The sequence below is a fragment of the Falsiroseomonas sp. E2-1-a4 genome (genome assembly GCF_051433165.1).
In the GTDB taxonomy this organism is placed as follows: Bacteria; Pseudomonadota; Alphaproteobacteria; order Acetobacterales; family Acetobacteraceae; genus Falsiroseomonas.
Map to the genome: position 1 here is coordinate 38,681 of NZ_JBHMFS010000023.1, position 13,203 is coordinate 51,883.

Below are 13,203 nucleotides of genomic sequence, written 5' to 3' on the forward strand. Positions count from 1 at the left end.
ATGCGCGCCGCGGGTAACGACACGCCGAGCCTGCCGGAGGATGCCACGGCGCTGCATGCGCTGCTGCTGGAGACGAGGTCGTTGGTCGACACGCTCAGCACCGAGCTTGGGAGCATCACCGCCGAACGCGACGCGCTGGCCGCGCAGAACGAGCGGCTCCAGCACCTGCTGCTGAAGCTCAAGCGCCGGCAGTTCGGCACGAAGTCGGAGCGGCTCCCCGAGGAGCAGTTGCTGTTCGCGTTTGAGGAGATCGAGGCGACGCTGGCGGAGAACGTGGCCGAGGCGGGCAAGGCATCACCGACGCTGCGCGCCAGTCAGGCCAAGCGCCGCCGTGCCGGCCGTGGCCGACTGCCCGCGCATCTGCCGCGCGTCGAGCAGGTGCTGGCGCCCGAGGCCTCGGCCTGCCCCTGCTGCCAGGGCCCACTGGTCGAGATCGGCACCGACACGGCCGAGCGACTGGGCGTGATCCCGGCGCAGTTCCGCGTCCTGGTGACGAAGCGGCCGAAGCTGGCCTGCCGGGCGTGCCCCGGCGTGGTGCTGCAGGAGCCCGCGCCCGCCCGCCTGATCGAGGGGGGCATGCCGACCGAGGCGACGGTCGCCCACGTCCTGGTCTCCCGCTACGCCGATCACCTGCCGCTCTATCGGCAGTCGCAGATCCTGGCCCGCCAAGGGATCGAGATCGGCCGCGAGGTGCTGGCCGACTGGGCCGGCACGGGCGCGATGGAATTCGTGCCCGTGGTGCGCCGCATGCGGGAGATCCTGCTCGCCTCGGGACGGCTGTTCGCTGACGAGACCACCATGCCGGTCCTCGACCCCGGCCGCGGCAAGACCAAGAAGGGCTATGCCTGGGCGATCGCGCGCGACGACCGGCCCTGGGGCGGGGCGGACCCGCCGGCGGTGGTGTTCCACTACGCGCCGGGCCGCGGCGCCGAGCACGCCAAGGCGCTGCTGGCCGGCTACCGGGGCATCCTGCAATGCGACGGCTACGGCGCCTACAAGACGCTGGTCGCGGTGGAGGACGGCATCACGCTGGCATTCTGCTGGAGCCACGCGCGGCGGGAGTTCATCGAACTGGCGAGGAGCAAGACCGCGCCGGTCGCCGCGGAGACGCTGCAGCGCATCGCCGCCCTCTACGCCATCGAGGCGGAGCTGCGCGGCAAGCCGCCCGACCTCCGCCGTGCAGGCCGCCAGGCGAAGAGCCGCCCCCTCGTCGAGGACCTGTTCGCCTGGCTGCCGGCACAGCTCTCGCGCCTGCCGGGCGGCAGCCCAACGGCGGGTGCGATCCGCTACGTGCTGAACCATCGCGAGGGCCTGGTGCGGTTCCTCGACGACGGCAGGATCGAACTCGACAACAACACCGTCGAGCGCGCCATCCGCCCGATCTGCCTCAGCCGGAAGAACGCGCTGTTCGCCTCCGGCGACGATGGCGGGGCGAGATGGGCGACGGTCGCCTCGCTCGTCGAGACATGCAAACTCAACGGCGTCGACCCGCAGCGCTACTTCACCGATGTGCTGACCCGCCTTGTCAACGGCTGGCCCAACAGCCGCATCGACGAGCTCATGCCGTGGCGCTGGACCTCCAAGGAAGACGGCTGACAGCCACGAAGCGGGCCTGCGACTGACGCTGGGCCTCGTAGCCTCGCTTACCCTTGTGTTGCGGGGGTGACACATGGATCGCGCGTCCAGGGGAGGACGCGAACCGGCCAAGAAGGTGCGAAATCGTCTCGGCAGGAGCCTGTCTCGGTGCGTTTTCGCGTTTTTGGGGCTACTGAGACAGCTACCGAGACAGATTAACCCATTGTTTTTACTACTATTTCTACTCTCTGTCTTGGTTGTCTTGTTAGAAAGGGTAGAATAAGTAGTAAGGAGGGAAATATGCATACAGAGAGGAGAAAGTACTTTGTCAAAAACAGGGGATTTACCAAGTCAGAAGCCCAGACCAAGACAGAAACGGGGTCTTTCAGGGGGCGCTCGGCTGAGCAAAAATGGCGCTCTAGGGGTTTTTTTTCACAAGAAATGGCGGATAACAGCCATCTCCGGGCGCAAATGGCACTAAGATCGACTTCCGGTGGAATAATCCTGGGTGGCTCAGCGCCCCCCGCCGAGGGGTCACCCAGTCAGAGGGACCCGTTTGCAGATGGGATAGGATACCCTGCACCGCAGCAAAGGCGGACGCGGCCAAATAGTTGCATCTCAACTTGCAGCACGACACACGGGAAGCGCCGTTCAAACAACATCCTAGCAATTCGCTGCGGCTTCCGAGGCGACGTACTCGAAATGTTTTCGTGCCGGGCGAGGAACTCAGGCCGGATCGGGAGGAGTAAGGCAGCGGTGCGCGCTTGTGTCGATGGGCGGCCGAGCGCTGGCACGTGGGGATCTGCGAGTCGCCGGACAGGCGCATTCGCGAGCCATGCGCGATGGCTGTTCGAGCGCATGCTTCACGCGAGATGTGTGGTCCGGGAAATTGAGTCGGCAAGGACGGGGACGCATCAGCGCAGAATTCTTGCTCGGCGGGCTCGGCGACACAATTTCGTCGCTTCGAACCCTGGCTTCCGGCGCTCATTACGCCAGAAATGAAAACTGAGTTTAGCCTTTCGCCGGGTCCCGTCGCCATCTTCGATGGCGCCTAGCTCGTAGCGCAGCATTCCCAGTGCGTGCAAACGACGCCGCCCCGGATGCTGGCATTATACCAAATCCCGCGGATCGTGACCGGTCCGTCCTGACGCGCCGGCGCTTCGCTTGGCTCCGCGCCACTTGGCGCGGCGCCCATTCGGGCGCTCGCACGATGATCGAGTACCACCGGCTGGCCGAGCAAAGGGGGCCATCGCGTCACCGACGATGCGGCTGATGTTGGAGGTCGCGCCGCCCGGCGGCCAGGGCACCACGAAGCGTACCGGGCGCGTTGGGAAGCCGCCCTGCGCAAGGGCGGGCGAGGCAAGCACTGCGCCAGTTGCGGCCAGCAGGAAACGGCGACCGAGCATGCGGGCATCTCCGTGTGGGTTGCAATTCCCGAGAGTGACGTTGCAATCTGAGCATCGCAACAAAAACTGGCTCGTCATGACCAAACCTGTTCTGCATCTCGGTGGTGCATGGTCCTCCTCCTGGTCGATTCCAGGCTGGATGGTATGCGAACTGGCAGGGCTCATCTGCGAGGAACGGGTGATCTACCTGTCGCGCGACGACAGCAAGGCGAAGCTCGCCGCCCTGTCACCCTCCGGCCGTGTGCCGGTGCTGGAGATCGACGGGCTGGTGCTCTGGGACACATTCGCGATCGCGGAGTATCTTTGGGAACGCGACCCGACCTCCGCGATCTGGCCCGCCGATCCGGCGCGGCGCGCCTTCGCGCGGTCGGTCGCCGCCGAGGTGCACGGGCATTTCGATGATCTGCGCGCGGCGCTGCCGATGAACCTGCTGAAGCGCTGGCCAGTTCGCAATGGGCTGCCATCCAACGTCAAGCTGATGGCCAGGCCCGGCGCCCAGGCCTCGACCGCACGGCTTGAGGCGATCTGGCGCGACTGCGTCGGCCGCTGGGGTGGCCCCTATGTGGCGGGGGATGCCTGGTGCTTCGCGGATGCGGTGCTGGCGCCGATGTGCAGCCGCTACATCACCTATGGCGTCGAGCTTGCGCCCGACAGCGTGGCCTTCATCCGCGCAAGCCAGGACGCGCCACTGATGCGGCGCTGGATTGCGCGGGCGGAGGCGCAGGCGGCCGAGATCGGCCGCGACATCTGCGTCGCATTTCCGTGACTCTATCCCCTTCGCGGTCCGCGGCCCTCCGGATACGGCCAGCGCGGATCGTTGAATTCCTGGATCTCCAGCCAGTAGCCGATCGGGTCCTTGAAGAAGGCGGAATACACCGTGCGTCCGCCGAGCATGTTTGGCGGCCCGTCGAACGCCACGCCCTTTGCCAGAAGGTGGCGATAGGTTTCCTCGACATCCGCGACGAGGAAGGTGAACATCATGCCCTTGGTGCCGCGCGGACGCCCTTCCTTGTTGCAGACGCCGAGGAAGCCGGTCGGGCTGACCTGGAACACCCGGCAGACGCCCTGGTCCAGCACCTGCGGCAGCTCCATCACATCGCGATAGAAGGCGGCATGGGTTTCGAGATCATCGCTGTAGAACCAGGTGACGTTCTGTTCAATGAAGGGGCGCGGCATGGGTCCTCCGTTGCATGGGGTGCGCCATTCTATTGCGCGCGAGGGCGGCTCGGGCAATGACCGTCCGTGACCTCACGCCCATTCCGGAGGATGTCGCGGCGCTGCTCGGCGCGGTTGCGGTGCCGACCCTCTCGGCCGTGCTGTTCGCCCGCGGGCTGCGAAGCCGCTTCCTGCATGGCATCGCGCCCGCCGGTGATGCCGCGCGCTGCATCGGCCCCGCGCTCACCATCCGCGCCATTCCGGTGCGCGAGGATCTGCGCGATGCGGTGGCGCGTGGCGAGGCGCCGAACCTGCATCGCGCCATCTTCAGCGCTGCACCGGCCGGATGCGTGATGGTCTGCGCGACCGGCGGCGCGGGCCATGTCTCCGTGCTGGGCGACATCATGGTGACGGCCCTGCACCGCAACGGCGTGTCCGGCGTGGTCGTCGATACCGGCGTGTCCGACCTGCCCGCCGTCGCGCGCCTGCCGCTGCCGGTGTTCTATGGCGGCGGCTCCGCGCCCGTGCCGTCAAGTGCCGCCGTGATGATCGTCGATCACGGCCTGCCGGTCGGCCTCGCCGGCGTCGCGGTGTTTCCGGATGATGTGATGGTTGGCGATGCCTCCGGTGTGGTCTGCATCCCGCGCGCCATACTGCGCGAAATCGCCGAGGCGGCAGCCGAGAAGGAACGGATGGATGGCTGGATTCTTGACCAGATCGCGGCCGGCGCACCGCTCGAGGGCACCTATCCGCCCGATGCCGGTATCAAGGCGCGCTACGAAGCCTGGATGCGCGGCCAGTGATGCGGCTGGCGCTGGAGCGCATCTACCTGCCGCCGCTCGGCCGCGTCACCGACGACACATCGGTGCTGACGCTGCGTTCGCTGGCCTTTGAATCACTCTGCCGCTGGCAGGATGGCCGCGTGCTGCCGGGGCTGTTGGCCGGCTGGTCGGTCAGTGCCGATGGACGGGCATGGCGCTTCGTGTTGCGTGCGGGCTCGGCGTTCCATGATGGCGTCGCCTGCACCGCGGCGCATGTGCTGGCGACGATCCGCGCGACGCTGGATGGGCGGGACATGTTCGGCATGCCGTGGTCCTATGCGCGCTACCTGGCCGGGGCGGAGATCGTCGCGGATGGCGCAGATGCGATCCGCATTACGACGCCGGAGCCGCTGGCCGACCTGCCGGAGATTCTCTCTGAATTCATCTGCGCGCGCGCCGATGCGTCGGGTGAGGCGGTGGTGGGCACTGGCCTCTATCGCATCACGCGCTACGTGCCGCACCAGCAAGCCGATCTGGTCACGACCGACCCCGCGCGCGCGCCGGCCACAATCCGCGCCATCGCCATGCCGGATGCTGAGGCCCGCTTCGCCGCGCTGCGCGACGATACGGCCGATGTCGCGCTGAACCTCGAACGTTGTGATGCGGCGCCGGGTGGCCATGGGCTGATCTGGGGCCAGGCGCCGAACACGCTTTCCGTCATGGCCTATCTGAATGGCGCGGAGGGCCTGTTCCGCGACCCGCGCGCACGGCTCGCCGCCAATCTCGCCGTGGACCGGGATGCGATCATCGCGCGGCTGTTCCATGGCCTCGGTCTGCCGGCGACCACCATCGTCAGCCCGTTCCACCTCGGCATGCGCGCGGCGCGGCCGCCGACGATTCCGCATGATCCCGCCCGCGCCCGGGCATTGTTTGCCGCGGCCGGGGTCGGTGCGCCCATCCTGATCCGCGCGCCGGACCACATGCCGGAACGTGCGCCGGCCATCGCGGCGATGATCGCCGCGGACCTTACCGCCTGCGGCTGCCCCGCGACGGTCGAGATCATCGCCGACCGTCCCGGCTATGCACGGCAGGTTGCCGCCAGGCAGATCGGCGACGTCGCACTGTTCGATTCCTCGCCGCACAGCAGCTTCCGCGTGATCGACGACAAGATCTCGGCGCGCTCCCGCGGGCCGTGGTGGCAGGGCCATGACGACCCGGCGCTGGAGGCGCTGTTCCGCACCGCGGTCGCAACGCAGGACCAGGCCGCGCGCGATGCCGCCTATGGCCGCTGCCTCGCGCGGTTGCAGGACAACCCGCCCTGGCTGTTCCTATTCCACCCGGTCGAGGTGTTCGCCGCGCGCGCCGGCCTGCCGCCGCTTGCGCTCGATCATCGCGGCGTGCTGCACTTCGCCTGAAGGATCACCGATGGACCCCCGCGATACGGTGCTGGTCACCCCCGCCGCCCTGGCCGCGCAGCTTGCCGAAGGTGCGCCGGTTTCCGTGCTGGCGATCCGCAACGCACCCGGTGACTGGACGGCCGCGCCCCGCATTTGTGGTGCGGTGGATGTCGATCTGCCAAGCGAACTCGCCGCACCCGGCGGCGGCACGCGGGGCAGCCGCCCGCTGCCGGACATCGCCGAGCTGATCCGCAATGCACGTCGCTGGGGCCTGCGCCGCGACGTGCCGGTGGTGGTCTATGACCATGACCGGGGTCTGGTTGCCGCGCGTGGCTGGTGGGTGCTGCGATGGGCCGGGCTTGCGGATGTCCGGCTGCTCGATGGCGGCTTCGCGGCCTGGCAGGCGGCGGGGCTGCCGGCTGCCAGCGCGCCGGGCCGGCCGGAGCCGGGCGATGTCGCGCTCAGCCCTGGCCATCTGCCGGTGCTCGATGCCGATGGCGCAGCGGCACTGGCGCGCACCGGCCTGCTGCTCGATAGCCGGGTGCGGGTGAACTACATCGGCGGTCCGGGCGAGCCGCGGCGCGGCCATATCCCGGGCGCCCTCTCCGCCCCCGCAGCCGATGTGCTGACCGAGGCCGGGGGTTTCGCGGATGGCGCCACGCTGCGGCATCTGTACGCCGCGCATGGTGTGGACCCATCGCGGCCGGTCGGCGTGTCCTGCGGCGCGGGTATTTCGGCGGCGCATTCGGTGCTGGCGCTGGCCTCGATCGGGGTGACGGCGGCGATGTTTCCGGGGTCCTGGTCGGCCTGGGCGGTCGATCCGGAACGACCCGTGGTTGTGGGTGGATTGCCGGGATGAATCCGCTTGGCCACAGCCCCGACCGCAGCGGCACCGATTCCACCAAATGGTCGCGCTACGCGCCGGATGTGCTGCCGATGTGGGTGGCCGACATGGATGTTGCCGTCGCCCCGCCCATTCAGAACGCGCTGCGCGAACGCCTCGCCCATCCCGTCTTCGGCTACGCCGCACCCGACCCACGACTGCTGGAGGTGATCGCCGCGCGCATGGGCGAACGCTACAACTGGGCGGTGCGGCCGGAGGAGGTTGTGCTGCTGCCTGGCGTCGTGCCCGGCTTCAACATGGCCGTCCGCGCGCTGGTGCCGGCGGGGGGCGCCGTCGTCTATCACAGCCCGGCCTACCCGCCGATCCGCCAGGTCGCGCGGCATTGGGACCTTCGGGACGCGCCGATTCCGGTCAACACCGATGCGGCGGCGCTGCGGAACGCGCTCGCACCCGGCGACGCCTTCCTGCTGTGCAACCCGCACAACCCGACGGGCCACGCCTACACGTCGGACTCGCTGACCGCGCTCGCCGAGGCTTGCCTGTCCGCCGGCGCCTGGATCATCGCCGATGAGATCCATTGCGACCTGCTGTTCGACGGCAGGCGCCATGTGCCGATCGCCGCGCTCGCGCCCGAGATCGCCCGCCGCACCATCACCCTGATGTCGCCGGGCAAGGCGTTCAACATCGCCGGGTTGAAGATCGGCTTCGCCATCATCCAAGATGCGGATTTGCGCGCGCGCGTGCTGGGCTGCCGGCTCGGCATGGTGGACAGCGTGAACGGGCTGGGGATGGCGGCGACGCACGCGGCCTTCACGGCGGGCGGCGCGTGGCTCGACGCGTTGATCCCGGCGCTACAGGCGAATCGCGACCATCTATTGCAGACTGTCGCGACACGGTTGCCGGGCGTGCGGATGGCGGCGCCCGAGGCGACTTTCCTCGCCTGGCTCGATTTGCGGCAGGCAGGCCTCGGACCGGACCCGACGGGCGCGCTGCTGGAGCGCGGACGCATCGGCCTCAATCCCGGCCCCGATTTCGGCGCGCCAGGCTTCGCCAGGTTGAATTTCGGCTGCCCGCTTCCAACGCTGGACGAGGGCATCACACGCATCGCCGCCTGCCTGAAGGGCTGACACCGAGCGCCGGTCCAACGGCGCCGCCACATGGCTTTCACGTTGCATTCAAGGAGACATCGCATGATTACCCGCCGCACGCTCGGCCTCGCCTCCGCCGGCCTGGTCGCCGCGCCTGCCATCGCGCAGACGCCCTGGCCAAGCCGGCCGGTCCGCATGATCGTTGCCTTCCCGGCCGGAGGCCTGTCGGACCGCATGGGCCGCATCGTCGCCGAGGCCTTCACTGCCAAACTCGGGCAGAACGTGATCGTGGACAATCGCGGCGGCGCCGGCGGGACCGCGGGCACAAGGCAGGCCGTGACCGCCGATCCGGATGGCTACACCCTGGCCTTCGCCGCGCCGTCCACGCATATCACCGGGCCGCTGCTGTATCCGAACCCCGGCTATGATGGCGTGACCGATGTCGTCCCGATCGGGTCCTTCGCGCAGATTGGCAGCATCGGCGTGGTGCATCCCTCCGTCCCCGCAAACAGCATTGCGGAACTGATCGCGCATTGCCGCGCCAATCCCGGGCAGTTGAATTTCGGGTCGGCCGGCTCCGGCGGGTCGATCCATCTGGCGGGGGAACTGTTCAAGTCCATCGCCGGGATCGACATCGTGCATGTGCCGTATCGCGGCGGCGCGCAAATGCTGCAGGATTTACTGGCCGGGCGGTTGCAGATCGCCTTCGACAACACGCCGCAGATCCTGCCACATATCCGCTCCGGCGGCGTACGGCCGCTTGCGGTGACGACGCGCGAACGCTCCCGCTTCACCCCCGATCTGCCGACGATGATCGAGGCCGGCGTGCCGGATTTCGAGATCTCGTCCTGGTTCGGCGTCACTGCCCCGCGCGGAACGCCGCAGGCGATCGTGGACCGCCTCGGCACCGTCCTGCGCGAGGCGGTAGCCAGCCCGCAGATGGCTGAGACCCTGTCGGTGTTGAGCGCCGAGCCGCTGTCATTAACCGGCGCCGAATTCGGCACCTTCATGGCCGGGCAGCGGGAACGGTTCGGCGAGATCATCCGCCGCCTGGGGATCAGCGCCGCCGGCTGACGTCGGCTGACGGGGGGGGGGACTGCCCCGGCCTCAGCCGAGGCGAGCGCGTCGGCGGAGGAGAAGCGCCCGATGTCGCCCACGCAGGCGATGAACTCTGCCGCGAGCACCGCCCCCATCCTCGGCAGCGAGCGGATGAGGGCGCCGTCAGGGTGGTTCGTGAGGAGCTCCTCGAGGTCACGATCGATGCGAGTGATGCGCTCGCGCGCCTGCAGGGCCTCGGCGGCGAGTTCGCGGATGAGGTCTGCGGTGGCGGCCTCGCCCACGACGGCGATGCGCTGGGCCTGTGCGGCCTCCAGCGCACGCTCGGGGAGCGCTTCGACGTTGCGCGCCTGCGGGGTCTTGCGCATCTGGGCGATGAGGCGCGCCTTGCCTGCGCGGCGGATCTCGGCGGGTGGGACGAAGCGGCTGAGGAGCGCGAGCGGCCCCTTGGTGGTGACGTCGAGCACCCGTTCAAGGCCGGGATGGATGCCGCACAGGAGGTCGCGCAGGCGCGCCAGGCGCCGGGTCTGCTCGGTGACCAGCTCGCGCCGCCGGCCGACTTTGAGGCGGACCGCGACCACGGTCTCGTTGTTGGGCGCGATGGGGCGCAGGTCGCGGGTGCGCACCAGTTCGGCGATGGTGCGCGCGTCCTTGGGGTCGGACTTGCGTTCGCCCCCAGCGAAGCCCTGGCCGGCGCGGTTGACCGCGATCCCGGGCGCGTGGACCAGCGCGTAGCCCTCGGCCAGCAGAACCGCCTCGAGGAAGCGCGCGAAGGAGCCGACCACGTCGAGCCCGATGACGGGATCGCCGCACAGCGCGCGCAGGTCAGTGACGAAACCTTCGATTGTCTCCGGGTCGTTCTCGACGGCGCGGTCGAGAACGACCCGGCCTGCCTCGTCCACGGCGCAGGCCCAGTGGGTATATTTTGCCGCATCGATCCCGATGCTGATCTTCATGGAAAGCCCTCCTCGCTGGTTCCTCCTGGCGCACCCCGTCTCCCCAGCATCGCCTTATACCAGATCTCATGGATCGGAACCTGCGGCCGGCGTCACCGCGCAGGCGTGCTCGACGCACGACGCCGGCCGAGGCCGCGAATGCGGCCCGCCGCTTACACGGCGAGCCAAGCAAAGCGCCGGCGCCTGAGGCCTGGATCGGTCACGATCCGCGGGATTTGGTATTACGAGACCTGTGCGCGGCAGCGAGGTTTGGCGCTCATGATGTGGCATTGCGCGGCCGCAAGAGCCATGGACGTCGACATGGAGGCGATCTGGCTTGGCATCGGGGCGCTGGGTTCGCTTTGGACAGATTCGTCCCACAGCATCACGCTGCTGGGCGCAGCAGGGTGAGCGTGCGGCGCAGGTTGTAGGCCATAGCGGCGAGGCGGACCTGCAAGCCCGCCTTGGCCAGCCCGAGCCAGCGCATGCGACGCCGGCCATAGGACCGCTTCCAGGTGCCGAAGACCTTCTCGATGCGGCAGCGAACCCGGCGCACGGCAGCGTTGTGTGCCTGCAGCCGGGCGAGCGCCTCGGCGCCGCCCCAGGTGCCGGTCCCTACCGTCCACGGGATGCCGCCGCGTGCGCGGATGAGGTCTTCGGCCTTGCGCCCGGCGAAGGCGCTATCGGCGTAGACCTTGCCGGGTTCGTCCGGCAGCACCGCCGCGAGTTCCGCGGCATCGTGCACGTTCGCCGTGGCGACCTCGACCGCGCGCACCAGACCGGCAGCCTCGTCGGTGGCGACGTGGGCCTTGTAGCCGTGGGTCGGCTTGCGTCGCCGGTGCCCGGCCCAGCGCGCGTCGGCATCGGCGCGGATGCTGGCAGACGGCAGCAGCGTCGCGTCTACAATCGTGCCCGCCCGCACCGTCACGCCCTTACCCTCGAGCTGGCGCGTGACCGCCTCGAACAAAACCCGATCCAGGCCGCGCCTGACCAGTTCGCGCCGGAACCGGACGAAGGCGGTGCGCTCAGGCGTCGCCTCGTGCGCGGCAAAGCCGCAGAACCGGCGGAAGCTGGCGCGATCGTCCAGCGCCTCCGCCAGCCGAACGTCGGAGAGATCGTGCCAGGTCGCCAGCAGCAAGGACCGGAAAAGCGCCAGCGGCGGCCAGCCGGGCTCACCTTTCGCCGCTGCCGAGACGTCGATCAGGTGGCGATCGATCGCGGACCAGTCGAGCAGCGCGGCAATCTCGCTCAGCGACGACGCCGCGCGCGGCTCGGGCCGCGCGATGAGGTCCTCCTGCCCAATCCGACGTCGTGCCATCGCCCGTCTCCCACTCACAACGCCATGGAATCAGGTCAAGCCACTCGCCTCAAGCACTTCCGCGCACAGGTCTCATTACACAGCCATCGGGGGCATCGCGTAATCAGCGGTCGATCAGGGGCGGCGATGCGGGCGGCTCAGCGACCCGAACCATCAATGGCAGCCAGCATGATAGCCATACCCGCATCGCCTGCGCGCCTTCAGCATCGCAGCCGTCGGCACGCTAGAAAAGGGGTAAGGCAGCATGACCGGCGCCGCGCAGATGCTGACCGTGCGGGTCCCATTGGCGGTCCGGAAGCAGCTGGGTGGGCGGAAACTGGTCCTGATGCCGGGCGGCATGGCGCTCCGTGGGGCCTCGCCTGCCGACACTACGCTCGTCAATGCACTGGCCCGTGCGTTCCGGTGGCGGCGAATGATGGAGACCGGGTGCTTCGGCACGATCAACGAGCTGGCCGCGGCGGAGAAGATCAACTCGTCCTATGTCTCGCGCCTGCTCCGGCTCACGCTGCTGGCGCCGGACATCGTCGAGGCGATCCTGGACGGGCGGCAGGCGGAGGGGGTGACCCTACCAGCGCTCATGGAAACCTTTCCGGTCCCATGGGATGGGCAGCGCACCCACATCCGGGCGCTCACTCATCCAACCCGCAACCCGGGGATAGGGCCGTTCCGAAGTACGATTGAGCGCCCAAACGGCACTCGAATGCCGGGAACCAAGTCTCCGGCCTTCCACCCCGATCAAACTCCGCCTACAAATACTTTGCTTCAAGGGGGAGATGTTCGCCCAGCCATAGCCGTTTCGATCCCGCGTCGTTCGAGCGCCTGAGACCGAATTGCAGCCGGGCGGTATGGAGTCGCAGGTCCTCCAGGCCGGCACCAATCGGGTGGGGGAGAGCAGGTTGGGGTCTGCTGCGGCTACTCGAGCTGGAGTTGATCGACCGCGAGCGGCGGCTGGTCGAACGGCGGATCCGCCAGGCGCGGTTTCCCGCGACCAAGAGCCTGGACAGCCTCGTGTTCACCGCCATTCCCAGCCTGAACAAGATGCTGGTCCTCGAGCTGGCGCGCTGCGAGTACATCCTGCGGCGCGAGAACATCATCGCTCTCGGCAACAGCGGCACCGGCAAGAGCCATGTCGCGCTGGGCCTCGGCTTGGCTGCCTGCCAGCGGGGGTTCAGCGTGGTGTTCACCACGGCGGCGGCGCTGGTCCACCAGCTCATGGAGGCGCGCGACGAGAAACGCCTGCTGCGGCTGCAGCGGGAGTTGCAGGCGGCCAGCCTGCTGATCATCGACGAGCTCGGCTACGTGCCGTTGTCGCCGACCGGGGCGGAACTGCTGTTCGAGGTGTTCAGGCAGCGCTAGGAGCACGGCTCCATCATCGTCACCTCGAACCTGCCGTTTGAAGAATGGACCGCGGTGTTCGGCTCGGAGCGCCTTACCGGCGCCCTGCTCGACCGCCTGACCCACCACGTCCACATCCTCACCATGAACGGCGAGAGTTACCGCCTGGCACAATCCGCCGCCCGGCGCCGCCCGTCGGCCAAGGCAGCGCAGGCCGACGCCGGCATCGCTCAAAGCAGCGACCCGGACACGGGCGAGATCCTGCCCGCCTGACCATTAATGGAGCCGCCATCAGCCCTGCCGCCAGTGACCTGGTTTCACTCCGCCACACTG

Annotated in this window: 10 protein-coding genes and 2 pseudogenes; 9 read left to right on the forward strand and 3 right to left on the reverse strand. The window is 68.7% G+C overall.

Annotation, left to right across the window (positions count from 1 at the left end):
• A complete protein-coding gene (gene tnpC / locus ACFHNC_RS20675; protein WP_437171164.1) occupies positions 1 to 1,596 on the forward strand; it encodes an IS66 family transposase in 1,596 nt (531 codons plus the stop codon).
• 1,461 nt (positions 1,597 to 3,057) lie between these two features.
• Complete coding sequence (locus tag ACFHNC_RS20680; protein ID WP_437171137.1) at positions 3,058 to 3,747, forward strand: glutathione S-transferase family protein; 690 nt, start codon at positions 3,058 to 3,060, stop codon at positions 3,745 to 3,747.
• Positions 3,748 to 3,749: 2 nt separating this feature from the next.
• Here the strand turns inward: ACFHNC_RS20680 and ACFHNC_RS20685 are convergent, their stop codons facing one another.
• Entirely contained in the window at positions 3,750 to 4,157 is a 408-nt protein-coding gene (locus tag ACFHNC_RS20685; RefSeq protein WP_437171138.1) for a VOC family protein, read from the reverse strand.
• Between the two features lie 56 nt (positions 4,158 to 4,213).
• Between ACFHNC_RS20685 and ACFHNC_RS20690 the strand changes: the two genes are divergently transcribed.
• The 5 genes from ACFHNC_RS20690 (at position 4,214) to ACFHNC_RS20710 (ending at position 9,300) form a co-directional block, all read left to right on the forward strand.
• Entirely contained in the window at positions 4,214 to 4,939 is a 726-nt protein-coding gene (locus ACFHNC_RS20690) for a ribonuclease activity regulator RraA (RefSeq protein WP_437171139.1), read from the forward strand.
• Positions 4,939 to 6,312 carry an ABC transporter substrate-binding protein gene (locus ACFHNC_RS20695; RefSeq protein ID WP_437171140.1) on the forward strand — a complete coding sequence of 458 codons (1,374 nt, stop codon included), beginning with the start codon at positions 4,939 to 4,941 and terminating at the stop codon, positions 6,310 to 6,312. Before ACFHNC_RS20690 ends, ACFHNC_RS20695 begins: the two co-directional genes overlap by 1 nt.
• A 10-nt stretch (positions 6,313 to 6,322) precedes the next feature.
• Positions 6,323 to 7,153 (forward strand): sulfurtransferase, encoded by an 831-nt coding sequence (locus tag ACFHNC_RS20700; protein WP_437171141.1) that lies wholly within the window; start codon positions 6,323 to 6,325, stop codon positions 7,151 to 7,153.
• Positions 7,150 to 8,265: a MalY/PatB family protein gene (locus ACFHNC_RS20705; protein ID WP_437171142.1), complete on the forward strand. Its 1,116-nt coding sequence runs from the start codon at positions 7,150 to 7,152 to the stop codon at positions 8,263 to 8,265. Before ACFHNC_RS20700 ends, ACFHNC_RS20705 begins: the two co-directional genes overlap by 4 nt.
• Before the next feature lie 63 nt (positions 8,266 to 8,328).
• Positions 8,329 to 9,300: a Bug family tripartite tricarboxylate transporter substrate binding protein gene (locus ACFHNC_RS20710; protein ID WP_437171143.1), complete on the forward strand. Its 972-nt coding sequence runs from the start codon at positions 8,329 to 8,331 to the stop codon at positions 9,298 to 9,300.
• Between the two features lie 50 nt (positions 9,301 to 9,350).
• Here the strand turns inward: ACFHNC_RS20710 and ACFHNC_RS20715 are convergent.
• Together ACFHNC_RS20715 and ACFHNC_RS20720 are read right to left on the reverse strand one after the other, a co-directional pair.
• Positions 9,351 to 10,238 (reverse strand): annotated as a pseudogene (locus tag ACFHNC_RS20715) (IS110 family transposase); the annotation flags it as partial.
• 364 nt (positions 10,239 to 10,602) lie between these two features.
• A complete protein-coding gene (locus ACFHNC_RS20720) occupies positions 10,603 to 11,535 on the reverse strand; it encodes an IS5 family transposase (protein WP_437171144.1) in 933 nt (310 codons plus the stop codon).
• Between the two features lie 244 nt (positions 11,536 to 11,779).
• On the opposite strand from ACFHNC_RS20720, the gene ACFHNC_RS20725 reads away from it, so the two are divergent.
• Positions 11,780 to 12,358, forward strand: coding sequence for a hypothetical protein (locus ACFHNC_RS20725; RefSeq protein WP_437171145.1), 579 nt, complete (start codon positions 11,780 to 11,782; stop codon positions 12,356 to 12,358).
• Between the two features lie 83 nt (positions 12,359 to 12,441).
• Positions 12,442 to 13,143 (forward strand): annotated as a pseudogene (istB, locus tag ACFHNC_RS20730) (IS21-like element helper ATPase IstB).
• Positions 13,144 to 13,203: the final 60 nt, after the last annotated feature.